At 58.0% G+C, this 24,531-nt stretch carries 29 protein-coding genes, 1 tRNA gene and 1 pseudogene; 22 read left to right on the plus strand and 9 right to left on the minus strand.

All coding sequences use genetic code 11. From position 1 onward, the window contains the following. Window positions 1-21 precede the first annotated feature (21 nt). The 5 genes and pseudogenes from raiA to IPP88_08300 all read left to right on the plus strand — a co-directional run bounded on the left by raiA (window position 22) and on the right by IPP88_08300 (window position 3,487). Window positions 22-345, plus strand: coding sequence for a ribosome-associated translation inhibitor RaiA (gene raiA, locus IPP88_08280; GenBank protein MBL0122717.1), 324 nt, complete (start codon window positions 22-24; stop codon window positions 343-345). A 141-nt stretch (window positions 346-486) separates the two neighbouring features. Beyond that, window positions 487-972, plus strand: coding sequence for a PTS sugar transporter subunit IIA (locus tag IPP88_08285; GenBank protein ID MBL0122718.1), 486 nt, complete (start codon window positions 487-489; stop codon window positions 970-972). After that, window positions 941-1,947: pseudogene (locus tag IPP88_08290) on the plus strand (HPr kinase/phosphorylase). The gene IPP88_08285 and the pseudogene IPP88_08290 overlap by 32 nt, the downstream one beginning before the upstream one ends. A gap of 40 nt (window positions 1,948-1,987) precedes the next feature. Further along, window positions 1,988-2,833, plus strand: coding sequence for an RNase adapter RapZ (rapZ, locus tag IPP88_08295; protein MBL0122719.1), 846 nt, complete (start codon window positions 1,988-1,990; stop codon window positions 2,831-2,833). 18 nt (window positions 2,834-2,851) lie between these two features. Next, on the plus strand, window positions 2,852-3,487 hold the full coding sequence (locus tag IPP88_08300) for an LON peptidase substrate-binding domain-containing protein (GenBank protein ID MBL0122720.1): 636 nt from the start codon (window positions 2,852-2,854) through the stop codon (window positions 3,485-3,487). Here IPP88_08300 and mutY read toward each other — a convergent pair. Next, window positions 3,476-4,519: an A/G-specific adenine glycosylase gene (mutY, locus tag IPP88_08305; protein MBL0122721.1), complete on the minus strand. Its 1,044-nt coding sequence runs from the start codon at window positions 4,517-4,519 to the stop codon at window positions 3,476-3,478. The genes IPP88_08300 and mutY overlap by 12 nt on opposite strands. Window positions 4,520-4,704: 185 nt before the next feature. On the opposite strand from mutY, the gene IPP88_08310 reads away from it, so the two are divergent. From IPP88_08310 to IPP88_08325, 4 genes are all read left to right on the plus strand, one after another. Continuing rightward, window positions 4,705-5,439 (plus strand): type 1 glutamine amidotransferase, encoded by a 735-nt coding sequence (locus IPP88_08310; GenBank protein ID MBL0122722.1) that lies wholly within the window; start codon window positions 4,705-4,707, stop codon window positions 5,437-5,439. 176 nt (window positions 5,440-5,615) lie between these two features. After that, window positions 5,616-6,038 (plus strand): rubrerythrin, encoded by a 423-nt coding sequence (locus IPP88_08315; protein ID MBL0122723.1) that lies wholly within the window; start codon window positions 5,616-5,618, stop codon window positions 6,036-6,038. Between the two features lie 121 nt (window positions 6,039-6,159). Further along, window positions 6,160-7,518: a Fe-S oxidoreductase gene (locus IPP88_08320; protein MBL0122724.1), complete on the plus strand. Its 1,359-nt coding sequence runs from the start codon at window positions 6,160-6,162 to the stop codon at window positions 7,516-7,518. A gap of 21 nt (window positions 7,519-7,539) precedes the next feature. After that, window positions 7,540-8,121, plus strand: a complete 582-nt coding sequence (locus IPP88_08325) for a DUF3501 family protein (GenBank protein MBL0122725.1) — start codon at window positions 7,540-7,542, stop codon at window positions 8,119-8,121. Window positions 8,122-8,248: 127 nt separating this feature from the next. Here IPP88_08325 and IPP88_08330 read toward each other — a convergent pair whose 3' ends face one another. Together IPP88_08330 and IPP88_08335 are read right to left on the minus strand one after the other, a co-directional pair. Beyond that, the gene (locus tag IPP88_08330) at window positions 8,249-9,130 is read right to left on the minus strand and encodes an aldo/keto reductase (protein ID MBL0122726.1); all 882 of its coding nucleotides are present in this window, start codon (window positions 9,128-9,130) and stop codon (window positions 8,249-8,251) included. A gap of 56 nt (window positions 9,131-9,186) precedes the next feature. Beyond that, window positions 9,187-9,260, minus strand: a tRNA-Gly gene (locus IPP88_08335). Between the two features lie 443 nt (window positions 9,261-9,703). Here IPP88_08335 and IPP88_08340 point away from each other — a divergent pair. The 3 genes from IPP88_08340 (at window position 9,704) to IPP88_08350 (ending at window position 12,242) form a co-directional block, all read left to right on the plus strand. Beyond that, on the plus strand, window positions 9,704-10,000 hold the full coding sequence (locus IPP88_08340) for a hypothetical protein (protein MBL0122727.1): 297 nt from the start codon (window positions 9,704-9,706) through the stop codon (window positions 9,998-10,000). 37 nt (window positions 10,001-10,037) lie between these two features. Continuing rightward, window positions 10,038-11,276 (plus strand): sensor histidine kinase, encoded by a 1,239-nt coding sequence (locus IPP88_08345; protein ID MBL0122728.1) that lies wholly within the window; start codon window positions 10,038-10,040, stop codon window positions 11,274-11,276. Between the two features lie 201 nt (window positions 11,277-11,477). After that, window positions 11,478-12,242: a response regulator transcription factor gene (locus IPP88_08350; GenBank protein MBL0122729.1), complete on the plus strand. Its 765-nt coding sequence runs from the start codon at window positions 11,478-11,480 to the stop codon at window positions 12,240-12,242. Between the two features lie 14 nt (window positions 12,243-12,256). Here IPP88_08350 and IPP88_08355 read toward each other — a convergent pair whose 3' ends face one another. Further along, window positions 12,257-12,889: a DUF2238 domain-containing protein gene (locus IPP88_08355; GenBank protein MBL0122730.1), complete on the minus strand. Its 633-nt coding sequence runs from the start codon at window positions 12,887-12,889 to the stop codon at window positions 12,257-12,259. A gap of 94 nt (window positions 12,890-12,983) precedes the next feature. Here IPP88_08355 and thiS point away from each other — a divergent pair, with 94 nt between their 5' ends. Further along, window positions 12,984-13,187: a sulfur carrier protein ThiS gene (thiS, locus tag IPP88_08360; GenBank protein ID MBL0122731.1), complete on the plus strand. Its 204-nt coding sequence runs from the start codon at window positions 12,984-12,986 to the stop codon at window positions 13,185-13,187. A gap of 17 nt (window positions 13,188-13,204) precedes the next feature. Beyond that, window positions 13,205-13,987 carry a thiazole synthase gene (locus tag IPP88_08365; GenBank protein MBL0122732.1) on the plus strand — a complete coding sequence of 261 codons (783 nt, stop codon included), beginning with the start codon at window positions 13,205-13,207 and terminating at the stop codon, window positions 13,985-13,987. A 134-nt stretch (window positions 13,988-14,121) separates the two neighbouring features. Here the strand turns inward: IPP88_08365 and IPP88_08370 are convergent, their stop codons facing one another. The 3 genes from IPP88_08370 to IPP88_08380 all read right to left on the minus strand — a co-directional run bounded on the left by IPP88_08370 (window position 14,122) and on the right by IPP88_08380 (window position 16,421). Further along, on the minus strand, window positions 14,122-14,724 hold the full coding sequence (locus IPP88_08370; GenBank protein ID MBL0122733.1) for an outer membrane beta-barrel protein: 603 nt from the start codon (window positions 14,722-14,724) through the stop codon (window positions 14,122-14,124). A 248-nt stretch (window positions 14,725-14,972) separates the two neighbouring features. Next, complete coding sequence (locus tag IPP88_08375) at window positions 14,973-15,173, minus strand: hypothetical protein (GenBank protein MBL0122734.1); 201 nt, start codon at window positions 15,171-15,173, stop codon at window positions 14,973-14,975. A gap of 66 nt (window positions 15,174-15,239) precedes the next feature. Next, window positions 15,240-16,421 (minus strand): class I SAM-dependent rRNA methyltransferase, encoded by a 1,182-nt coding sequence (locus IPP88_08380; protein ID MBL0122735.1) that lies wholly within the window; start codon window positions 16,419-16,421, stop codon window positions 15,240-15,242. A gap of 47 nt (window positions 16,422-16,468) precedes the next feature. Here IPP88_08380 and trmB point away from each other — a divergent pair, with 47 nt between their 5' ends. Both trmB and IPP88_08390 read left to right on the plus strand, forming a co-directional pair. After that, the gene (gene trmB / locus IPP88_08385) at window positions 16,469-17,158 is read left to right on the plus strand and encodes a tRNA (guanosine(46)-N7)-methyltransferase TrmB (GenBank protein ID MBL0122736.1); all 690 of its coding nucleotides are present in this window, start codon (window positions 16,469-16,471) and stop codon (window positions 17,156-17,158) included. Window positions 17,159-17,228: 70 nt separating this feature from the next. Beyond that, window positions 17,229-17,936: a hypothetical protein gene (locus IPP88_08390; protein ID MBL0122737.1), complete on the plus strand. Its 708-nt coding sequence runs from the start codon at window positions 17,229-17,231 to the stop codon at window positions 17,934-17,936. A 34-nt stretch (window positions 17,937-17,970) separates the two neighbouring features. Here the strand turns inward: IPP88_08390 and IPP88_08395 are convergent, their stop codons facing one another. Then, a complete protein-coding gene (locus IPP88_08395; protein ID MBL0122738.1) occupies window positions 17,971-18,738 on the minus strand; it encodes a fumarylacetoacetate hydrolase family protein in 768 nt (255 codons plus the stop codon). Between IPP88_08395 and IPP88_08400 the strand changes: the two genes are divergently transcribed. From IPP88_08400 to IPP88_08415, 4 genes are all read left to right on the plus strand, one after another. After that, complete coding sequence (locus IPP88_08400; protein MBL0122739.1) at window positions 18,730-18,945, plus strand: hypothetical protein; 216 nt, start codon at window positions 18,730-18,732, stop codon at window positions 18,943-18,945. The two genes, IPP88_08395 and IPP88_08400, sit on opposite strands and share 9 nt — an antisense overlap. Window positions 18,946-19,004: 59 nt before the next feature. Beyond that, window positions 19,005-19,511: an OsmC family protein gene (locus IPP88_08405; protein MBL0122740.1), complete on the plus strand. Its 507-nt coding sequence runs from the start codon at window positions 19,005-19,007 to the stop codon at window positions 19,509-19,511. Between the two features lie 150 nt (window positions 19,512-19,661). Beyond that, the gene (locus tag IPP88_08410; GenBank protein MBL0122741.1) at window positions 19,662-20,159 is read left to right on the plus strand and encodes a glutaredoxin family protein; all 498 of its coding nucleotides are present in this window, start codon (window positions 19,662-19,664) and stop codon (window positions 20,157-20,159) included. A 224-nt stretch (window positions 20,160-20,383) separates the two neighbouring features. Further along, a complete protein-coding gene (locus IPP88_08415; GenBank protein ID MBL0122742.1) occupies window positions 20,384-21,733 on the plus strand; it encodes an amidase in 1,350 nt (449 codons plus the stop codon). Here IPP88_08415 and IPP88_08420 read toward each other — a convergent pair. After that, entirely contained in the window at window positions 21,730-21,957 is a 228-nt protein-coding gene (locus IPP88_08420; protein MBL0122743.1) for a TIGR04438 family Trp-rich protein, read from the minus strand. The two genes, IPP88_08415 and IPP88_08420, sit on opposite strands and share 4 nt — an antisense overlap. Before the next feature lie 26 nt (window positions 21,958-21,983). Here IPP88_08420 and IPP88_08425 point away from each other — a divergent pair, with 26 nt between their 5' ends. Both IPP88_08425 and IPP88_08430 read left to right on the plus strand, forming a co-directional pair. Further along, window positions 21,984-24,062, plus strand: a complete 2,079-nt coding sequence (locus tag IPP88_08425) for a thioredoxin domain-containing protein (GenBank protein ID MBL0122744.1) — start codon at window positions 21,984-21,986, stop codon at window positions 24,060-24,062. A 41-nt stretch (window positions 24,063-24,103) separates the two neighbouring features. After that, window positions 24,104-24,409, plus strand: coding sequence for a c-type cytochrome (locus IPP88_08430; GenBank protein MBL0122745.1), 306 nt, complete (start codon window positions 24,104-24,106; stop codon window positions 24,407-24,409). Window positions 24,410-24,531 lie beyond the last annotated feature (122 nt).

Raw genomic sequence — 24,531 nt, forward strand, 5'->3', positions numbered from 1 at the left:
TTTTAGATAGGAGATTGGCAAATGAACTTGAACATGACCGGCCATCACCTCGAAATCACACCTTCAATACGTGATTACGTCTCGTCCAAGATGTCCCGAATCGACCGCCATTTCGAACAGGTGATCGATGTAAGCATTATTCTCAGCGTGGAGAAACTACGACAGAAAATCGAGGCGAACGTCCACTTGTCCGGCAAGGACATTTTTGTGGAAAGCGAAGATTCCGACATGTACGCGGCCATCGACCTGCTGGTCGACAAGCTCGACCGGCAAATAATCAAACACAAGGAGAAGGTCAAGAACAAACACGATATATCCGCACTGAAGCGAATTCCCACGGAATAGCGCTCGCCCGGCGACCGGCTGCGGCCGGTCGCCCGATTGGATATCCTGCATGCAAATTCACGCAAGCTCACGACTTCAGCAATACGACGCGAAAAGCGGTAAGCTACGCGCCTTTCCTGCCTCGAGTATTCCCTCTCCCGAATGAATCTCATCAGCAAGTCCCTGTCGGTATCCCGAGTTGCTCTGGATATGGACATCACGAGCAAGAAGCGTCTGTTCGAACAAATCGGCCTTATGTTCGAAAATGAGAATCGCATTTCCCGCGCAAGCGTATTTGATGCCCTTTTTGCCCGCGAAAAACTGGGTTCGACTGGGTTGGGGGTTGGTATCGCCATCCCGCATGGACGTATCAAACAACTGCGCGACACGGTAGCGGTATTCGTACGCGCCAAAGAGGGCATTCCCTTCGACTCGCCTGATGACCAGCCTGTGCGACTGGTATACGCAATGCTAGTGCCCGAGCATGCTACCGAACAACACCTGAATATGCTTTCCGAACTCTCACAAATGTTCAGCGATCCCGAATTGCGTGAATCTCTCCTGGCGGCAACCGACCCGGCTGTCGTATATAAATTGCTGACCGAGTGGTCGCCCTATGCCACGGCTAAGCGTACAGCAACTGTTTGAAGACCGGCGCGAGAAACTCCAGCTTACCTGGATAGGCGGCCAGAAGGGTGCGTCGCGAGAGCTCAACCATGACGCGTTGAATCGTCCCGGCGTCGGCCTGGTTGGACACTTCAACCTGATTCATCCGATTCTCATCCAAGCGCTGGGCCTGAGCGACCTGGAATACCTGAGCAACCAGCCGCCGCCGCGCAGGCGGCGAGTCTGGCCACCTTATGTACCGGAGAGACACTTTGCATCATCGTATGTGACGGTGCTGACGCGCCGGAATACCTCGTTGATGCGTGCGATCAATACGGCACACCGCTTTTCCTGTCGCAAAAGAAGAGCCGTGCATTTGTCAATTTGCTACGTCCATACCTCCAGCGCGAGCTGTCCGAGGTCACAACCAGCCATGGCGTATTTCTGGATGTTCTCGGCTTTGGAATCCTGATTACCGGAGATTCGCAGATTGGAAAAAGTGAGCTCGCCCTGGAGTTGATTTCCCGCGGAGCGGGACTGGTGGCCGACGATGCCGTAGAGCTTTTCCAGATCGGCCCCGAAACAATCCAGGGCCGCTGTCCGCCCCTGCTTCGTGACTTTCTGGAGGTTCGCGGTATCGGTGTCATCAACATCAAGGCGATCTTTGGCGAGACTGCCGTACGTCCCCGCAAGACGCTGCGTCTGATCGTGCATCTGGAACGCCCGACTGAAGAATACTTTCGTGGCCTGGATCGACTGCAGACCAAGTCAAGTTCCACTTCCATACTTGGGGTGGAGATCCCGACCGTGACGCTTGCCGTGGTCGCTGGCCGCAATCTGGCGGTGCTGGTCGAGGCAGCAGTGCGCCACTACATCCTGCAGACGCGCGGCTATGATTCGACCAAGGATTTTCTGGATCGACATGAAGAGGCAATGCGCGGGCATGGCGATCACGAGAGTCGAGATCCAGGGAACTTCGACGAAACCGGCATTTTCCGTGCCTTTGGCACGGATTGAATAGATCAAGCCGGTTCCTCTTCAAAAGGGAGACAGTCACGTGCAACTCATTTTGGTCAGCGGGTTATCCGGTTCCGGCAAGAGTGTGGCGCTGAATGCGCTCGCGGATTTGGGCTATTTCGCGGTGGATAACCTGCCAGCCACTTTGATTCCTGCCTTGCTGGAATCACACCAAAGCAATGTGCGCAGCGGGGAAAAGATCGCGATCAGCATCGATGCGCGAACCCGCGACACGCTTGCCGCCCTGCCAAAAATCGTTGAGGACTTGCAAGAGCGCGGCATCGATTGCCGAGTGATCTATCTGGAAGCCAACGATGACGCGTTGGCGCGCCGTTTTTCGGAAACGCGCCGGCCGCATCCGATGACAGACAGGGTCAGCGGCGGGATTGCGGCTTGCATTGCCGAAGAGCGCGACCTTCTCTCCGAGGTCGCGGATCTGGCGCATCGCATGGATACGTCGGATGTCCGCCCCAACATCCTGCGCGCCTGGATCAAGGATTGGCTGCGGATTGACCAAGCGCGAATCACGCTCGCGTTTCAGTCATTTGGATTCAAGCACGGCATTCCGATCGACGCCGATTTGGTATTCGACTCGCGCTTCCTGCCAAATCCGTTTTACGATCCCAAGCTCAGGCCTCTCTCGGGCAAGGATGCGCCGGTCAAGGAATTCCTGGAGGCCGACTTGAACGTGGCGCGCCTGATTGACGACATCGCCTCATTCCTCATGCGCTGGCTGCCATTTTATGTCCGCGACAATCGTGCCGCGTTGACCATTGCGATCGGTTGTACCGGCGGCCAGCACCGGTCCGTATATATCGTCGAAGAACTCGCCCAGCGTTTTGGCACTGATCAGCAAATACTAATCCGGCATCGCGACCTTTCATAGCAAGGCCAGTCGATTTTTGTGATCAAATCCATTCTCGATGCCGTTTCTGAATCGGTGCGTTTCCGTGCCCCGGAGATGACCAAGCTGCCGATCTTCCCACTTGGGTCGGTTCTCTTTCCAGGCGGCAATCTTTCACTCAGAATTTTCGAGCAACGTTACATGGAAATGGCCAAGGTGTGCCTGAAGAATGGCACGCCGTTCGGCATCGCATTAATTCGCACCGGCGAAGAGGTCGGTGCACCTGTCGAGCCGGAAACCGTCGGCACGGTAGCGCGAATAGTCGAATGGGACATGCAGGATCTTGGAATATTGCAGATCAGAGTGCGCGGTGAAAGCCGGTTTCGTCTCGCCAACAAGTCCGCCACCCAATCCGGATTGATCGTCGGTGACCTGTCACTGATTCCTGATGATCTTCACGTCGATTGTCCCGAATTGCCGCCATGCGCGGCATTCCTGCGCAAGGTCTTGATGCAAACGCGTTCGGAGCATTTGACGCATGCGCAATTCGACGATTCAAGCTGGGTGGGTTTTCGTATCATCGAAATTCTGCCACTCAACAACACCGTCAAGCAAAAATTGCTGGAGCTCACGGATGCACGGATGCGTCTCGAAATTTTGCGGCGGTTTCTAGGTGAACAAAAACTAATCGCCTGATCGCCTCGCCTGCAAGATTCGCTTTACGGGAGCTGGAATGGCGGCACCTGTTGCCTCTTCAAGATTCACCCACATCAAGCCAGGTTCCATGGCGCGAATTGCGATGCCCGTTACGGCAATCTCGACCGGAAAAATGGACAACGAATAGTGCGTGAAGCCATGCTCAACGCGATCGAGTTCGCGCACGGTCCGGCCTTTCAGGGCATAGCGTGTATGCAGTACCTCGAACACGTCCTGCTCAACCGGCAGTTCCGGCAGGCACCATAGTCCGCCCCAGATACCGGTCGGCGGGCGCCTTTCCAACAATACTTCGCCACGGGACAATATGACCAGCATGCGGGTCTGCCGGTGAGGCGTCTCACGCTTTTCGCCTTTCGCGGGTAATTCTTCGATGCGCCCTTCATTGAAAGCAACACACGATCTCCGGACCGGGCATAGCAGGCAAGTCGGCTGTGTTCGGGTGCAGATCGTGGCGCCCAGATCCATCAGGCCCTGAGTGTAGGATTCGATTTCCGCCTTGGGGAGTTTCTTTTCGGCAATCAGCCAAAGCGCATCCTCAACTGGCCGCGATCTGACATCGCCTTCAACGCCAAAGTGACGGGAAAACACACGCTTGACGTTGCCGTCGAGAATGGGGCGACACTTGCCAAACGCAAAGGCACTGATCGCTGCAGCCGTTGAGCGACCGACGCCGGGCAGCGCAAGGATCTCCTCAAAATCTTCGGGAAAATTACCTTCGTGAAATTCCGCGATCTGTCTGGCGGCACGATGCAGATTCCGTGCGCGCGCGTAGTAGCCAAGCCCGGCCCACAGTTGCATGACGTCGTCGACGTCTGCGCAAGCAAGCGCCAGGACATCGGGAAATCGCGAGAGGAAGCGCTCGTAATACGGAATTACCGCCGCCACCTGCGTCTGCTGCAACATGATTTCCGAAAGCCAGATGCGGTAGGCGTCTCTTGTTTCCTGCCAAGGCAAGCCGTGCCGGCCTTCTCGCAACTGCCACGCGGTGATTTTTTTTGCGAATGCGCTCATTCAGTTGTCAGACCAGATTTTCGAAGATATTACAGATTCATTGGCGCCGCCGATATCCGTTCGTCATTTCGACGCTTCCGGAATGGCGATCGACGGTATAAGACAATAGTACCCGCATCAAGCCATTTGCTTGTCATAATGTCGCAGTGAATGCTCCACTCAAGATCGGCCTTTCGGCACGCCTGATGTATCCGGAACCGGGACGCGCATGGTTGCCCACCAAGACACTGCAATATGTTGAGCAGTGTGTGGCGCACTGGGTGATGTCGGCCGATGTACTGACGTTCATGATTCCGGCGATCAGCAAGGAAACACCGCATGGACCAGATCGACTGAACGTTGATCATTATGCCGCCCACCTCGACGGACTGGTGCTGCAGGGCGGTGCCGACGTCGCCCCGGAAACCTACGGTGAAACGCCGCTTCGCCCGGAATGGGCCGGCGATCGCATTCGTGATATCTACGAATTGGAACTGATCCGCGCCTTCATGGCGCGGAAAAAGCCCGTGCTGGGAATCTGCCGCGGCATGCAGCTCGTCAACGTCGCCTTCGGTGGAACGCTGTTCCAGGACATCGCGCTGCAAACCGGCTCAGAGATCACCCATCAGTGCCGCCGGCGTTATGAGGACAATTTCCATACGATGCGTATCCTCGCCAATACCGGCCTCGCGCGTCTGTATCCGGAAGTTGAAAACGCGACAATTAATACCATTCACCATCAGGCGGTGAAGGATATCGGACGCGACCTGGTCGTTGAGGCCCGCTCTACCGAAGACGACATCGTTGAGGCCATTCGTTGGACTGGTTCCGGTTACGTGGTTGGCGTTCAATGGCACCCGGAATTTATGTCGCCTGTAGACCCGACCCTGCTCGACGGCAAGCCTTTGCTGTCAGAATTTCTCGCCGCTGCGCGCGGTTGACCTTCTCTGTCCCTGCCATGGGGACTTGCATCGAATGGCAAAGCCATATCAATAGCTTTTGACTATCGTCAATATCCAATCAATCAATTGGAGCAGTCTAGATAGACGCCGTATGCTATCTATCTGCAATACGTGCAGACAGCCTGTTTGACGTTTTTTTGACGAGGAGATTCACCATGAAACTGAAAGGCACCAAAACCCACGACAACCTGAAAGCGGCATTTGCCGGCGAATCGCAAGCCAATCGCCGTTACCTGTATTTCGCAAACAAAGCTGACGTGGAAGGCCATACCGAAGTGGCATCGTTGTTCCGCAACACCGCCGAAGGCGAAACTGGGCATGCACACGGCCACCTGGATTATCTCGCCAGCGTGGGCGACCCCGCTACCGATTTGCCGATCGGTTCGTCCGAGCAAAACCTGAAGGCCGCCGTTGCCGGCGAAACGCACGAATACACCGACATGTATCCGGGCATGGCCAAGTCAGCACGCGACGAAGGCTTCGACGAAATCGCCGACTGGTTTGAGACGCTTGCGAAGGCAGAACGCTCGCACGCCAACAAGTTCCAGAAAGCGCTGGACGCATTGGTTGCCGCCTAAACACTGGTGACGTGATCAGAAACGGGCGCAACAAATTGGTTGCGCCCGTTACCCGCCTCCCGCCTTTCTCGCATTTTCCGCCTCTCACCCTGTACTCCCTCCTTCACCGCAAGAGAACACCATGTCCACGCAAGAAGGTTCACTCGAAGCCCCGACCCGACATCCCATCGACTGGCTGAATCCGGATTTTTATTCTGTCGAGTCCGCCATGAAGGAAATGGAGCGGGTGTTCGACATTTGCCACGGTTGCCGCCGCTGCGTGAGCCTGTGCAACGCCTTTCCGGTCCTCTTCGACCTGGTCGACGCCAGCCCGACAATGGAAGTCGATGGCATACCGAAAGAAAAATACTGGCACGTGGTCGACCAGTGTTACCTCTGTGATGTCTGTTATATGACCAAATGCCCATACGTGCCGCCGCACCCGTGGAACCTGGATTTTCCACACCTGATGCTGCGCGCCAAGGCGATCCAGTTCAAGCAAGGCAGCGCGACCAAGTTCCGCGACACCAATCTTTCAGCCACCGATCGCAACGGCAAACTGGCGACGATTCCGGTGGTGGTGCAATTCGTCAATGCGACCACCAAAATGCCGACGGTACGCAGCATCATGGATAGCGCGATAGGCGTGCACAAGGATGCATGGCTGCCGGAATTTGCATCGAAGAAATTCCGCCCGAATGCCGCGAATAGTGCGGCACATCCGGTGCAGGACGGTCAGCGCACCAAAGGCAAGGTGGCGATTTTTTCCACCTGCTACGTGAATTACAACGAGCCGGGAATTGGGCACGACCTGCTGAAGATCCTGGCGCACAACAACGTTCCGTACGTCATTGTCGAAAAGGAAGCCTGCTGTGGCATGCCGAAGCTTGAACTGGGTGATCTCGAATCCGTCGCCGCGCTCAAGGAAAAAAACATTCCTCCGCTCGCAAAGCTTGCCAAGGAAGGCTACGCCATCCTCACGCCGATTCCGAGTTGCACGCTGATGTTCAAGCAGGAGCTGCCGCTGCTGTTTCCAAACGACGCCGACGTGAAGGCCGTCAGGGCGGCGATGATGGACCCGTTTGAGTATCTGGTGTCACGTCAGAAGGACGGCCTGCTGAAGACCGACTTCAAGACGCCACTGGGTAATGTTTCGTATCACATCCCCTGCCACTCGCGCGTGCAGAACGTCGGCCAGAAAACTCGCGAGATGCTGGAAATGGTGCCCGGGACCAAAGTCACTACCATCGAGCGATGCTCGGGCCACGCCGGCACCTGGGGCGTGAAGAAAGAGTTTCACGAAACGGCGCTCAAGATCGGCAAGCCGGTATTCCAGCGAATGCTGGACGCCGAGCCCGACTACATCAGTTCCGATTGCCAGCTCGCCGGACACCACATCGAGGAGGGTATCGGGCAGTTGAAGAAAGACCCGGCACCTGCCAAAGCCACGCTGGCACATCCGATCACCCTCGTACGCAAGGCGTACGGACTCCCCGAGTAAATCCACATGACCACGACCACCATGAATCCAATCACCCGCGAAAACCTGATGACGCTTGAAGCCTATGCCAAGGCGCGCCCCGAATTCCGTGCAAAGGCCATGGCCCACAAGCGCCTGCGCACCGTACATATCGGCGAGCACGTCACGCTGCTGTTCGAGGACGAGATGACCGTGCGCTACCAGATTCAGGAAATGCTGCGTATCGAAAAGGCCTTCGAGGAAAGCAGCATTCAGGACGAGCTTGACGCCTACAACCCGCTCGTTCCGGATGGCCGAAATCTCAAAGCGACGATGATGATCGAATATGGCGACGAGCATGAGCGGCGCGTCGCGTTAACCAAACTCAAAGGAATCGAGGACAAGACCTGGATACAGGTCGAAGGCTCGCCCAAGGTTTATGCGATCGCCGACGAGGATCTTGAACGCGAAAACGACACCAAGACTTCCGCCGTGCACTTCCTGCGCTTCGAGTTGAGCGAAGAAATGGCAGCGGCCTTGAAGTACGGCGTGTCACTAACGATGGGAATCGATCACGCGCAGTACACGTCGACGACCACGGTGAGCAACGAGACCCGCGCCGCACTGGTGGCAGATTTGCGCTAGACGTTTCGTTAGAGGACAGCGGCGAATCTCGGCGACAAACTCAAGCACTGTCGCGGCTTTTCAGGAGAAAATGCCGTAAGAACCTCGCCAGCGCTTGTGTTTGCCTTTATTGTGCTGTGACGAGCGCTCAGATTTCTCCCGCCCATTCGCTGGCGACTTCACGAAAGCGCCGGCCAATCTGCGCCAAGGTATCCGGCGTCAGGGCGCCCGCCTCGACCAGGTCAGCATTGTGCCGAAGGTGTGCAATCGAGGCCGTACCCACAATGGCGCTGCCGACTCCCGGCGCGAACGCGCTGAAGCGTAGCGCAAACGCATCCCAGGGCATGCCAAGCGTATCAAGGCTCAACGCTTGCATCCGCGTCCAATACGTCTCGCAATACTCGCCTGCGGGCCGCTGTGCATGCCGCCATGGTGCATTACCGAGCGGCCGTTTGGCGATGACACCCATTCCGGCCGTTACGGCGCGAGGCAGAACGGCTAGCAAACTGCCTTGGTCAAATAGATTGACCGAACACTCGACGCTGCCAAAATGTCCGCTTTGCACCGCCCACGCCAATTCGGCGTTCTCGCCCGAATAGGCGGCGACACGAATCTTGCCCTGTTCGCGCGCGCGCAATAGCGCGTCGATCACGCCGCCCGACTTCAGCGTTTCCAGCGGGCATGAATGCAGGTGCACGATGTCGATGACGTCGGTATGCAAGCGGGAAAGCGCCTCATCGATGCCGGCGACTATGCAGCCATGAGTCCAGTCCGCGTGCCCGGCGATGCCATAACCGACCTTCGTTGAAAGCACAAATTCAGACCGCCGATGCGCCAGATGACGGCCGATGCGCTCCTCGGAAAGTCCGTAGCCGCGAGCGGTGTCGATCAGTGTGATGCCGCAATCGAGCGCCGCATTCAGCAGCGCACCGGCAACTGATTCATCGAGTGATTCGCCACCGATCTGTCCGGCGCCGAGACCGAGAGCTGAAACCTTCAGCCCGGTGTTGCCGAAATCGCGTTGTTGCATGGGGCTCCTGATTCGAGGCTGAAATGAATCAGGCCGCAAACGCGGCCTGAAAAATCTGGAGCGGGCGAAGGGAGTCGAACCCTCGTCACTAGCTTGGGAAGCTAGGGTAATGCCGTTATACGACGCCCGCAGGGCGGATCACCCGTACGGAGTGAGTCGACAGGCAAATTCTATCTGCCTTCAGCGCGCAGGGCAATTTTCTCGCTCGATTGAACACAGCGCTGGCAACGCGAATGGCACACTCGAATCCGTTTGGCGAGATCCATCGTAACAATGGTGCATGATCACGCGTTTCCCTGAGGCGCCCGTTTCCCGGATTTCCGTGACGGGCACTTGACCCGTCCGGACAGTTCGTCCTGGCGGGTCTTTTTTTGGTCTTACCGATTCTGCGCCATCCCATTCATACCGCCCGCATTCCGGCCACGCGGAATACGACCCGCCCGTTTGCGCCTTCCGATGACGGTTCGCGGCCTCCAACCGTCAATTGGTCGCAAAATCGATGTCGGTAACCGGCGGCCGCCGCACAATTGCCTCATTCCCGATTTGCCTCATTCCCGATCCGCAGGAGCCGCCATGAACCCGATCAAAGCTGTTGGAGACCTTAGCAAAGCCATCACATTCCCGTTCACCGCCCTGTTTGTGGTCGGGCTGTGTGGCGCCATCAATTGGTTCACCAGTCCTGGCCACTGGTGGGTGCAATGGGTCGCCTTTGGCATGGGCATCGCGCTGCTGTGCATATGGGCGCGGGCACTGAAGACCTTGATCGGCGCGGGACTGCTGGCGGGATTCGCCTATCTTGCGTATCGTTGGTGGAATCGCAGGTCGCCTCGCGCTCAGGATCGGGATTCCGCCGGAAATGTGATCCCGTAACGCCAGTCCCCCTATGCAACCACCACGAATCTCAATCATGTCATCCGGGCCAGAAACGATCCCCTTCAGCAAAGAAGCCATCGCGGCTGCGCAGAAAAAGCTCAGCCGTGATGTCGATGGTGAGCATTTCCACCCGCTGGAGGCGATCAGCATTTTTCGACGCTGGCCGCGGAGTTTTGCGCGCAATTTTGTCTACACGCTGATTTTCAACACGCTGTTTGCGCTGGCGTTTCTGTTTATGGGCGTGATGTTCGCGCGCATCGAATCGGCGTCGCAGGTGATTGCAGCGTTCGGACGAAATTTGCTGATATCCAACGTTGTCGGCTTTTCCTTCTGGGCTGTCTTTGCGCTGATGGGCCCGGTCATGCGCGCGATCAACCGCCAGTCTTTCGTGGTGGTTTCGCTCTCCTACGCGACCATCGGCACCGTCATCGTAACCTTGAGTTTCTTCGCCATCAGCTTCATTCCCGGTTACGGGAACATGAATCAGTGGTTATTTTCACCTCAGCAGGTAACCACCAGCTTCATCATCTCGCTGTGTATTTCGCTGGTCCTCGCCACGATCTGGCGGCGACGCCTCGATGAGCTCGCCGCCCAGATGGCTCTGGCGGAAGAGCGCGGGCGGGTCGAAGCGGCCGAACGCGCGGCCGTGCAAGCCAACCTGCGCGCGCTGCAAGCGCAGATCGAGCCGCATTTCCTGTTCAACACGCTTGCCAACGTGGTCGGCCTGATTCATCCGCAGCCGGACACCGCAAAACTGATGCTGGAAAAATTCATCGCTTACCTGCGCGCCTCGCTCGCCGCCACGCGCGAACAGGAAACCACGCTCGGCAATGAATTCCAGCTAATGGCCAACTACCTCGCGATTCTGCAGATCCGCATGGGTGATCGTCTGCGTGTTGATGTCGATTTGCCCGCCGACTTGGCTGCGTTGCACATGCCGTCCATGCTGTTGCAGCCGTTGCTGGAGAATGCCATCAAGCACGGTCTGGAGCCGAAGATCGAGGGCGGCAGTGTGACCCTGCAAGCGCGACGCGACGGCGAAATGCTGCGAATTACCGTGAGCGATACCGGGCTCGGCTTCAGTGACGCAACCTCCCAGGGAATTGGCTTGCGCAATGTGCGTGAGCGCCTCGCCAAACTGTTCGACGGCAAGGCTTCTATTGCGATTGAGGAAAACCAGCCGAGCGGCACGCGGGTGATTCTCGACCTTCCATACACCACTCAAACGACAAACTCCAGCACTGGTGCGGCTTCTGGCGTCGTTTTGGCCTGAAAGGCTTGCCGGCGCTAGTGTTTTGCCTCTTGGACTTTATCAAAACCCACATTGCGAGCCCGTATGACGACCTACCCGACCGCCATCATCGCCGACGACACGTGAGCAGGGAATTCGCGTCCCATGGGACGCGCCTGTGAGCGCCCAAGCCCGATGCAGCGGGCGCGGGAGTGATTATCGAAACCCACATTGCGAGCCCGAATGACAACCGCCCCGACCGCCATCATCGCTGACGATGAACAACACCTCGCCAACTACCTGAACGACCGCCTTTCCGCGCTATGGCCGGAACTTTCGATCGTGGGCATCGCCAAGAATGGCCTGGAGGCGATGCGACTGGTGGATGACGAAAGTCCGGCCATTGTTTTTCTCGACATCCGCATGCCGGGCCTGACCGGGCTCGAAGTCGCATCGCGCCTGGACGCCAAAACCCACGTCGTGTTTGTCACTGCCTACGACCAATACGCCGTCGAAGCCTTTGACCGGCAAGCGGCGGATTATCTGCTGAAGCCGGTGACGGATGATCGCCTCACGCGCACCATCGCCAGACTAAAGAAAAAAATTGCCCAGGCGGAATCGCCCGGCGATGTCGCGGGCATTCTCAAGCAACTGGCACAGGTGCTACCCACTGCCAAAAACAACTACCTGCGCTGGATTCGCGCTTCGGTCGGCGAGACGGTGCGGCAGATTCCGATCGATGAAGTGCTCTACCTGCAGGCGCAGGACAAATACGTCAGCGTCTACACAAAGGATGGCGAATCGTTGATTCGCACGCCATTATCAGAACTTTCTGCACAACTCGATCCCAACGAATTCTGGCAAATTCACCGATCGACCATCATCAACGTCAACCGCGTCGTCTCCACCCAGCGCGATGTCATGGGACGCACGCAAGTGAAGCTCAAGGAATGCAAGGCGGAACTGCCGGTCAGTCGCGCTTACGCGCACCTGTTCAAGCAGATGTAGGAATTTTTAAACAGCTATTTTCTAGCCGCCATTTGCCGGTCATGCCAGCGCGACAGCACGGCGAGCGCGACCACCGCGCCGATCAGGGCAAAGAACATGTCGGACTGCGTGTCCCAAGGGTCACCCTGCGTGCCGAGAAATGCATCCGCGCCCTGCCCCAGCCACAGCGCCGACCACCACTCGATGATTTCGTACATCGCTGATATCCCGAGGCAAATTGCCACGCACAGGAACGCGACCAGCTTCTTCGACGGAATATTGAACACGCGAATCAGCAGCTCGCGCGCCACCATGGCCGGAATGAAACCTTGCGCGAAGTGGCCGATCTTGTCGTAGTTATTGCGCGTGAAGCCGAACCAGTCCTGCATCCAGAATCCGAGTGGCACGCGCGCATAGGTGTAGGCGCCGCCCAGCATCAGGATCAGGCCGTGAATGGCGATCAGCCAGTACAGCAGCCGCGTGAGCTCCAGCTTCTTCCACGACGCCCACATCATCGCCAGCGCCACGAACGCAGGGAAAACCTCCATCAGCCAGGTAGCACGATCAAATGGCGCCCAGCCTGAGGCCAGCAGGCCCGCCAGCCACACAAAGGTAAGGCCACGGAGCTCCATCGGGGCCATTGCGGTTGCCATTGCGGTTGAATTCATTTTCATGATGAGTTATTGGTTTCGATCAATCTGTGAAGCGCAGCCGCGTGCTACACTTTTTTCAGTGCAATAAATTCAAGCGAGTATACAAGTGATGCCAGTCCTGCAAGTCAACGGCAAGCCACAGAAAATTTCCCCGGGCAGCAGCGTGGAGAAACTCATTTCCGCCCTCAATCTGGAAGGCAAGCGATTCGCCATCGAGCTTAACGGCGAGATCGTTCCCAAAAGCCGCCACGCGGCAACAATGCTCAGCGATGGGGACAAGCTGGAAGTCGTCATCGCGGTCGGAGGTGGTTGATGAATGCGCCGGAAGCAATATCGAATTCGCTGGTCATTGCCGGCAAAAAATATAGCTCACGCCTGCTCGTCGGCACCGGCAAGTATCGCGATTTCGCGGAAACGCGCGCGGCCATTGATGCCAGCGGCGCCGAGATCGTCACCGTCGCGATCCGCCGCGTGAACATCGGCCAGGACGCCAGCGCGCCCAACCTGCTCGATAGCCTGCCGCCCTCGCAGTTCACCATCCTGCCCAACACCGCCGGCTGCTACAACGCCAAGGACGCCGTGCGCACCTTGCGCCTCGCGCGCGAGTTGCTCGATGGCCGTGTGCTGGTGAAGCTGGAAGTGCTCGCCGATGACGCGACCCTGTTTCCCAACATGCCGGAAACACTCATCGCGGCGAAGGAACTGGTCGCCGACGGCTTTGAGGTCATGGTGTACTGCTCCGACGACCCGATCCAGGCCAAGGCGCTGGAAGAAATCGGCTGTGTCGCGGTAATGCCGCTTGCCTCGCTGATCGGCTCCGGCATGGGCATCCTCAATCCATGGAACCTGGAAATCATCCTCGATCGCGCCAACGTGCCGGTGCTGGTCGACGCCGGCATCGGCACCGCGTCGGATGCGGCGATTGCGATGGAGTTAGGTTGCGATGGCGTATTGATGAATACCGCGATCGCCAAGGCAAAGAACCCTGTGCTGATGGCGAGTGCGATGAAGAAAGCGGTGGAAGCTGGTCGCGAAGCGTTTCTGGCAGGCAGGATGCCGAAGAAGATTTATCAGGCGTCGCCGAGTTCACCGGTGGAAGGCAAGATTTCGTAGGTCCTATGCCACTTCGCAAGCGCCGCTGCAAACCATAAGACACTGTCACCCCGGCGAAGGCCGGGTCTCAAGTTCGCAACGCCTGTCTTATTGCCCTGTGGTTTCGAGGGAACCAGACCGCAACATCGCCGCGGCTAAAACCTCAGCATCACCCCAAGCGCCAAATGGTCCGCGCCCAGTTCACTCGCCCCCGCCCCATTGAACCCGCGATAGCGATCAACATCGAAACGCAATCCCATGCTGGCGTTGATTTGGTATTGCACGCCCAGCCCCAAGTGGCCCGCCGTATACGCACGCGACCCGGTGCTCGCAAATAACCCGGAATAAAAATCGCTGCCGAACGCCGTTTCATTACGCAGCTTGGCGATGCCCGCGCTCCCTGAAACCGCGAGCCCGGCCAACAGCGGATAGCGGCCTTCCACATCCAGCCCGTAGTTACGCGCAAGCGGCGCCACGGAATCGCGCCGGTCGAATGCGGAATAGCGGCTGACCAGCGCAAAATGTGGCGAAACCTGATAGCCGAGTTTCAGGCCGTAGCGAATGCGGTGATCGTCGAGCGCCGTATTGGTGAGGAAAAATCCCGAATCCGCCTCGGCACCTGCGCCACGCGCGACAGTGGAATATCGCGACAGATCAAAATTCAGGCCGCCATAGTATTGCGCGCTCGCGGCGCCGCTTCCGGCCGCCATCATCGTCAGGGCGGATAACCCCAGTGCCTTGCGTATTGTTGTTTTCATGGCTGAGTCCTTAATCGAATAATCGTTGAGCCGATATTTCGTGAAAAAGTTCCCGAGATGATGCGAGGGTGACTTGGAAGGTTACGTGTTCACAATAGAACGATGGTGGCGGCGTGTCAAATGGAAGTGGCTATGTAGCATTGCATCGCACACAGATCATTCCTGTCATGTCCCGCTCTTGTGTCTATCTGCTTTGAAAGTCGCTAGTTAGCTACACAACACGTTTGCCGAGTTTCGTGAATTGGTGCTTATTTCCTCACGCTTTTGACAGCATCTAGCCAATCCTGCCATTGGGCGGGATCATTTGGGCTCCCATCGGCCCACAGAAACTGAGAAACGTCGCCAAGGACATGCCCGAGCGTGTCTTTGCCTCCACCTCGTTCGTAGTACCGATCGAGAAAGACGATCATTGCGCGAAACGCTTCCTCAACAGTAATCTGATCGTTCACATTGAGCCTCGTGTTTTCGTTAGCGCTGCTAAGGGGCCGGGTTATCTCTCATTCCAGCAGATTCGCCTAAGTCCGCCGCAACAACAACCCCTTCAAATAATCCCCTTCCGGAAAATGAATCGCCACGGGATGATCAATCCCCGGATTCAGCCGCCGCAGAATCTGCGCATCCACATTCGCATCCAGCGCCGCGCCGGCAATGATCTTCTGGAACAGTTCTGCCGAGATGCCACCGGAACATGAGAACGTCATCAAATGCCCGCCGCGACGCAGCAGCTTCAAGCCCAGCAGGTTGATGTCCTTGTAGGCGCGCGCGGCTTTCTCGGCGTGATGTGCAGTCGGCGCGAACTTCGGCGGATCGAGAATCACCAGATCGAAACTCCGGGCCTGGTCACGCAGTTTGCGCAAGGCCTGAAACACATCAGCCTCCAGCCATTCGGCGCGCGTGCCGTCCAGTGCATTGATTGCCACATTGCGCGCCGCCATCGCGAGTGATGGGCCGGAGCTGTCGATCGACAGCACGGATTTTGCACCGCCGGCCAGCGCGGCCACACTCATGGTGCCGGTGTAACAAAAACAATTGAGCACGTCTGCGTCCTTCGACAGCGAACGCGTCAAAGCGCGATTGTCGCGCTGGTCGAGGTAGAAACCGGTCTTGTGACCATGCGCGACGTCCACGGCGAAACGCAGTCCGTTTTCGTCGATGACCACTTCGGCACGCAACGGTTCGCCCGCCACCAGGCCGTTGCGTGACGGCAATCCTTCCAGTTCGCGCACGTCGGCGTCGGAGCGCTCATAGATCGTCTTCGCGCCCGTCGCGTCCATCAGCAATCGGGCAAGCAGATCGCGCTGGCGATCGATGCCCGCCGTGAGCAGCTGCATGACGATGATGTCGCCGTATCGGTCGGCGATCAGGCCGGGCAGGCCGTCGGATTCGGCGTGTATCAACCGCATCGCGTTGGTGTCGCGGGTGATCGCACAACGGTAGGCGACGGCGGTGCGAATGCGCTGGCGAAAGAAGTCATCGTCGATGACATCTTTTTCGTCAAACGACAGCACTCGCCCGACGATCTGCGATTTTTCGCTATACGCGGCATGCGCCAGGAAGCGCCCGTCCTCGGCGTGCACGCGCAGGAAATCGCCCGATTCGACACCGTCGTCAACGGATTTCACCGCGCCGGAAAATATCCACGGGTGCCGGCGCAACAGCGATTTTTCGCGGCCGGACTTGATGATCATTTTCTTCATGGCTGAATTGTACCGAGTGGACTCAACCGGCACCGTATAATTTCGCCATGAATGAAGAAGAAAACTTGCATCTGCGCCCGATCCGCAGCTTTGTGTTGCGTCAGGGTCGCATGTCGCCTGCGCAGACCCGCGCCTTCGACACGCTCGGGCCGCAGTTCATTGTGCCGTTTCACGTTGACCGCCCGCTGGACTATCGAAAACTGTTCGGGCGCGATGCACCGACGATTGTCGAGATCGGCTTCGGCATGGGCGAGAGTACGGCGGCGATTGCCGCGATGTTGCCGGACAGGAATTTCATCGGCATCGAAGTTCATACGCCCGGCGTCGGCGCGCTGTTGAAGCTGATTGGCGAGCAGGAACTCAACAACTTGCACATCATTCAGCACGATGCCGTGGAAGTGTTAAAGCACATGATTCCCGACCGATCACTGGCGGGCTTTCACATTTTTTTCCCCGACCCGTGGCCGAAGAAACGTCATCACAAGCGTCGGTTGATACAATCGGAACTGGTGAAGCTGCTGGTGCAAAAACTCGCGGCGGATGGGTACATTCATCTCGCCACCGACTGGGAGGAATACGCGCACCACATGCTGGAAGTGCTGAAAGCCGAACCGGGGCTAATTAATACCGCGAAAGATTTTGCGCCCCGCCCCGACTATCGCGGCACGTCGGGATTTGAACGCAAGGGGCTTGCCAAGGGCCACGGCGTATGGGATCTCGTGTTCCGCCTCTCGTGAATCCGGTGAATCCGAAAATTGCCGGCGCGAGTAAGATGCGTGTTTGCTATCCTTTTCAGGAGTCAACGCCATGTCGAGCCGCAAATCAAACCTCAGTTCCCGCCGCGTCACGCTGAAGCAACTCGCTGCGCTCGGCCTGCTCGGCCCAGCCGGCATTTCCGGATTGATTCAGGACGCGCTGGCGAAGGGCGATGCGCCGGCACTGCCCGGCATCAACGCGCTGTCGGGCAGCGCTACCGTCAACGGCCAGGCCGCCAAGGTCGGCACGGCCGTCAAGCCCGGCGACAAGGTCGCCACCAGTAAAGGGAGCTATGTCGTCGTCGTGGTCGGCAAGGATGCGTTTCTGTTGCGCGATAGCACCAGCGTGATTTTCGAGGAAAGCAAAACCCGGCCGGGCATTTTGGAAAACGTGCTGATCGCCACCGGCAAGATGCTATCCGTATTCGACAAGCGCGCGGACAAAGGCGTGCGGATCAAGGCGGCCAGCGCCACCATCGGTATCCGCGGCACCGGCTGCTATCTCGAAATCCAGGAGGCCCGCACCTATTTTTGCCTTTGCTACGGTGAGGCGGCAATCGATGGCGCGGGCATGTCTCAATCGAAAATCATCCAGACCACACATCACGAAAGCCCGGTCTGGCTAGATGACAGTGGCGGCATCATGAAGGTAGAAAAGGCCGGGTTCGTCAATCACAACGATGATGAACTCATCATGCTGGAAAAACTCAGCGGACGTGAGCCGCCGTTTGTGAAACTGGGCTTGACCGGGAAGTACTAGACTTTTTCGCCTGCCCCGCGCGCAGGCGAAACGGCTACTCGTAGCGATTCGTCAATTCGCCAATGCCTTCAATGATGACGCTGACCTCGCTGCCGGCTTTCATCGACCCCACGCCGATCGACGTACCGCAGGCGATTACATCGCCGGGCTCCAGCGTCATGTCGTGCGAAATCAGGCTCACCAGTTTCGTCGGCGGAAAAATCATGTCGGCGACCGGATAATTCTGCCGCTCCTGGCCATTGAGGATGGTTTTGATGGCAAGCGTCATGGGATCAAGCCCGGTCGCGATCACCGGACCGAACACGCCGAACGTATCAAAGCTTTTTGCGCGCGTCCATTGCGCGAAGCTCGCGTCCTTGAAAAGTAATTCGGCCGCGGTCACGTCGTTGATGCAGGTGTAGCCAAATATGTATGAGGCCGCTTCGTCCTCGCCGACGGCATGCGTGCGCTTGCCGATCACCACGCCCAATTCCCCTTCGTACACCACCTTCCCCGCATAGGCGGCCGGTACCCGGATTGGCTCGCCGTGGGGATGAAACGCGTTGTTGCCCTTGAGAAAGTAAAGTGGCTCGGGCGGAATCGCCTGACCGAGTTTTTCCGCGAGGCCACGAAAGTTATTCCATAGCGCAACCATCTTGGTGGGCTCGCACGGCATCAGCACCTTCACGTCCGCGAGTGGCAGGTGCTCGCCGGTCTCGACGCTGGTACCAAACATCTCGCCCTCGAATACGCGAATGGTGTCGCCGGTGAGTTGGCCGAAGCCAATCGCGCCGTGTTGCGAAAATCGTATCCAATGCGCCATCCCGAGCTCCCTGTTGATGAAATAAATTCCATCTTAGCGGCTCACACGCCGGCTTTTGTTGATCTTCGACAGGCTCGCACCAAAAAAAAGCCGCCCGAGCGGGCGGCGAATGCACTCACCTTCGGAGGGGTGAATTTACTGCAAGGTCAGCATATCCCGGCTGCCAAAATAAAAAACTACCTGCATGGGTGGGAAATGAAGCGTTAAACGCCATTTGAACGGGGGAAATGGCGATAATTGTTCCATCCACACCAACGGAGACCCTTATGTCCGATGCACATTCGTTTGAAACCACGCTACGCTGGCCGGCTGACCCGGCACAACCGCTGCCGCCGGACCCTGCCTTTTCGCGCAACAGCACGCTGGGGGGCGCGGGCAAGTCAGACGTTGCCGCGTCCTCGCCCACCGTGTTCGGCGGCGACGCCACGCGCTATAACCCGGAAGAGTTGCTGTTGATGTCGCTGTCGCAGTGCCACATGCTCACGTACCTGGCTATTGCCGCCAAGAAGCGCATGACCATCCTCTCGTACGTGGACCGCGCCACCGGCACGCTGGGACTGGGCGAGCCCGATACCAAGAGCGGTCCGCTGGGCAAGATGTCGATGCAGGAAGTCACCTTGCGGCCGCGTGTGACGGTGGCGAAGGGCACCGACCTCGCAGACGCGATGTCGATTCACGAAAAGGCCCACGCCAATTGTTTCATCGCCAATTCGGTCAATTTTCCGGTCACGCATGTCGCGGAAATTATTGAGGGCAGAGAACGTGAAAGGTGAGTCAGGCAGATTGCCTTGCGCAGGAGTCGAAATGCTGTTTGGACGCCCGTCCATTAAAGCTGGATCGTAATGCCTGTCACATGCCCAAAATGCCGCCACGTGAGGCAACCGGAAGCGACCGCGCCTGATTGGCAATGTCCCGCATGCGGCGTGGCCTACGTCAAAGCCGCCGAAGCATTGCGACTTGGCGAGAAGCCAGTGGAACGGCGCGCCCCAAGACCCGATGCGGAAAGTCACGTTATCCCCTGGGGCAAGCTGATGTTGTTCGCCTTGTTCGCAGCGGTCGTCGGGGTGAGTTTGCAGGCCGCTCGCACCAAGGCAGGCGGCGCAACAAGTCTTGAAGCCATTTCCGCTGGCCAATCACCGCTCGCCCGCATGAGCGCACTGGCCAGCACGGTCGGCCCCGGTGAGGTGGTGATGTATTCGACCACCGAATGCGGCTATTGCACGCAGGCAAAGAATTGGCTGAACCAGTACGGCTTTGCATTCACCGAATGCAACATGAGTAACGAGTACCGCTGCGAAACGGAATTCAGAAATTTGGGCGGCACCGGCACACCGTTCCTGCTGGTCAATCGCGGCGGCAAAACCCATCGCATGAAAAACGGGTTTGATTCAGATGAGTTTCTGGCGCTGCTGGCGCGGTGAGGGAATCCGCACGGTGCAGATGGCGCCTGAGAACACCTTCAAACTCAAGCACTGGTGCGGCCTGCGGGCCGAAAATGCCTTGAAAGGTCCGCCGAATGGCGTTCTGCGTGGTCACGTGCTGGGGAAGGGAATCCCCCGAGGGATTTACATCAGCCCGGACCCAACGCCGAAGGCGTTCCAAGAGATAATCTTCCATCTCATTCTGTCCGACCAACATTTTTCCAATGAAAACCCTGCCCGAACTCGCGCACGCTCTCGCCACCGGCAAAACCAACTCTGAAAAGTTGGTGCACGCATGCCTGGAAAAAATTGCCGATCCCGCTGGTGAAGGGCGACGGGCGTTCACCAAAATCTACGCTGACGCGGCCATCGCGGCAGCGCGCGCAAGCGATGCAGCACGCGCCGCCGGACAAGTCGCGTCGCCATTGGCCGGCATTCCCATTTCAATCAAGGATCTGTTCGATATCGGCGGCGAGGTGACGCGCGCCGGTTCCATCGTGCTCGCCGATGCCGCTCCGGCCACCGTGGATGCAACGGCGATCGCGCGCCTCAGGGCAGCCGGCATGATCCTCGTCGGCCGCACCAACATGACCGAATTTGCCTATGGCGCGAACGGTATGAACCAGCACTACGGTACACCGCGCAACCCGTGGGATCGGGCGACAGGACGCATTCCCGGCGGTTCCACCTCGGGGGGCGCGGTCAGCGTCACCGACGGCATGGCGGCAGCAACCATCGGCTCGGATACGGGTGGATCGGTGCGCATACCGTCGGCGCTTTGCGGGATCACCGGTTTCAAACCCACGCAACGACGCGTACCGCTGGCCGGCGCGTTTCCGCTTTCGTTTACGCGCGATTCAATTGGTCCGCTGGGACCGTCGGTCGCATGTTGCGCCTGGCTGGATGCTGCCATGTCAAACTCAGCGCTCGCTATTCCGGCGCCGGTTAGCTTGAAAGGCATGCGCTTCGGCGTGCCGACCACGCTGCTGCTAGATGGACTCGCGCCCGAAGTCGCCGATACGTTCTCACGCGCGTTGACGAGCTTGTCGGCGGCAGGTGCGGTGGTCGAGGAATTCGCGTTTCCGGAAATGGTTCGCGAGCGCGACGGCAACGCAAGAGCCAATTTTTCTGCCGTCGAGGCGTACGCGCTGCACCGCGAGCGACTGCAGGCAGCGGGAGACAAATTCGACCGGCGCGTGTACAAACGATTGATGCTCGGCGCGGAAATGAAGGCGGCGGATTACATCGATCTGCTGCAACTGCGCGGAGCACTCATGGAGTCAGCGAATCGCACCACCGCGCGCTTTGATGCGTTGCTGGTGCCAACGGTACCGATCATCGCGCCCACACTGGCCGAGATGGAATCCTCGGATGACCAATTCTTCCGGGTCAACGGGCTGCTGCTCAGGAATTGCGCGCCGTTCAATGTGCTGGACCGGCCGTGCCTGTCGGTCCCGTGTCATCGCGCGGGCACGGCGCCGGTTGGGCTGATGGTGGTCGGTGAAACAATGGGGGACGCGCGGGTACTCGCGATTGGTCAGGCGATTGAAGCGGCAATCAAGGTGCTGCGTTAGAAACCGCGGTTTTTCTTCTTGGTGATTTCTGCTTCGGCCTGCTCTTTTTTCATTTTCTTTTCGGCCATTTTCTTGTCCCAGCCAATCATCGGCGTGATGACGGTCCACCACAGGAAGAGGACGGCAAAGGGAATCAGCACCCAGAACCATGACCATTTCGCGGGCGGACCAATTTCGGCGATTTTGAGCAGCAGAATGATGGTGGCAACGACGGCGAGTGGCATTTCAGACTCCGGATTGAACGAGACAGATGACTAACAAATTAGCACAAAGTACGTCACCGTATCTGCAACAGCACGCAGAAAACCCTGTTCACTGGCATGAGTGGGGCACGGAAGCGCTGGCGTTGTCCAAGTCGTCGGGCAAACCGATTCTGCTGTCGGTCGGCTATTCGGCGTGCCACTGGTGCCACGTGATGGCGCATGAATCCTTTGAAGACGAGGGAATCGCCGCGCTCATGAACGAGCTGTTCGTGAATATCAAGGTGGATCGCGAAGAGCGGCCGGATATCGACCAGATCTACCAGACCGCGCATGCCATGCTCACGCAACGCTCAGGTGGCTGGCCGCTGACGATGTTCCTCACGCCTGATACCACGCCGTTTTTCGGTGGCACGTACTTCCCCAAGAGTGCGCGCTATGGTTTGCCGGGCTTTGGCGATCTGTTGACGCGCGTCGCCGCATTTCATCGTGAACAAGGTGAGAGCATTCGGGAACAAAACCAGGCGCTGGTGGCCGCATTGGATGCGCGTAGCGGAACGGCGCCGACTGAAGCACCGGAATTCAGTCGCGAGCCCATCATGGCGGCCCGCCGGCAATTGCTGGATTCGTTCGATGCGCGTCGCGGCGGCTTTGGCAGCGCGCCAAAATTCCCCCATCCGGAAATGATCGAATTCTGCCTGCGGCGCTTTGGGGAAAGCGGCGATATGCAAGCGCGCCACGTCGGCTGCTTTACGCTGGAGCGAATGTGCCGGGGCGGCATATTCGACCAATTGGGCGGCGGCTTTGCCCGCTATTCGGTGGATGCCGAGTGGGCGATTCCACATTTTGAAAAAATGCTCTACGACAACGGTCCGCTGTTGCGATTGCTGGCCGATGCGTGGCTTGTCGCCGAGAGCAGCGAGCAGAAGGCGCTGTTTGTGCATTGCATTGAAGAGACGGCGGCATGGGTAATGCGCGAGATGCAATCGCCGGCGGGGGGTTACTACTCCACGCTGGACGCGGACTCGGAGGGCCACGAAGGCAAGTTTTATGTATGGACGCCCGCGCAGCTTAAGGCATTGCTCACTGCGGATGAATGGCGCGTGGTTGAACCGCATTACGGCCTGGGTCGTGCCGCTAATTTTGAAGGTGCGTTCTGGCATTTCAATGTCACCGTGCCGCTGCCCGCCGTCGCAAGCTCGCTTGATGTGCCGCTACACCAATGCGAAGCCTGGCTGGCCAGCGCACGCGCAAAACTTCTCGCGGCGCGCGAACAGCGCGTCCACCCCGGCCGCGACGAAAAAATCCTGACGAGCTGGAATGCGTTGATGATCGAGGGCATGGCCCATGCGGGGCGAATATTGGGCCACGCCGAATGGATTGAATCGGCAAGGCGCGCGCGCGATTTCATCGCGGCGACGATGTGGCAGAACAAACGGCTTCTTGCCACCCACAAGGACGGCAAGACCCATCTGAATGCGTATCTGGATGACTATGCCTATCTGCTGAAGGCGCTGATCGAACTCTTGCAAGCAGACTTTCGTGTGGAGGATGTCGCCTTCGCGCAATCGATCGCCGATGTTTTGCTCGCCCAATTCGAAGATACGGAACGCGGCGGCTTCTTTTTCACCAGCCACGATCACGAGCCGCTGATCCAGCGTCCCAAGCCGGGGCCCGACAATGCGACGCCCTCGGGCAACGGAGTGGCCACGTTCGCGCTGCAACGGCTCGCGCACCTGACCGGCGGGTTGCGATTCGAACGCGCCGCCCAACGGACATTGGCCTGCTTTTACCCGGCGATGGACGAACACCCAAGTGGGCACGGAAGCCTGCTGATGGCGCTGGAGGAGTCACTCCGTCCCCCTCGAATATTGATCCTGACCGGCGCGACAGAGGACTTGGACCGTTGGCGGCAAGCGTTGGCAGGCCAATATCGGCCCGACCTGCTTACCCTGACGATACCCAATGAAATGAATGGGGCAAATCAATTGCCGGAGGCACTGCGACGCCCGTTGTCCCCGACGGTCAACGCGTGGCTCTGCATGGGCGTTAGTTGCCTGCCGCCGATCGCGGAAATTGCCCAATTGCAAGCAACGCTGAAACCCCCTATAGTGCCGCCTGTCGTATAAATCAATTCAATACTGCAATAGCACATTCTCTGGAGAGTCCCATGAAACGAATCGTCATCGCCATCGCCGCCGCCCTCGCTTTTGTGGGTACCGCGCAAGCCAGTGAAGAACTGGCCAAAAAGAACAATTGCCTCGCCTGCCACAAAGTCGAAGGAAAACTGGTCGGCCCCGCCTACAAGGACATCGCCGCCAAGTACAAGGGCAACGCGAAAGCCGAAGCCATGTTGATCGACAAGGTCAAAAAAGGCGGCACAGGCGTATGGGGTCCAATTCCGATGCCGCCAAATGCGGCTGCCAAGGATGAGGATATCAAGGCCCTCGTGAAATGGGTACTTACACTCAAGTAAGCGGTTACAAACAAAAAAAGGCCAGTGTCTCGCTGGCCTTTTTTCTTTTATGCCTTTTCCCCAAGGCAAATCGTTTGACAAGGCCTAAATTCCGTTCGCATAATTGCGTTTGTTTCGGTCGA

The organism is Betaproteobacteria bacterium, assembly GCA_016720925.1.
Taxonomy (GTDB): Bacteria; Pseudomonadota; Gammaproteobacteria; order Burkholderiales; family Usitatibacteraceae; genus UKL13-2.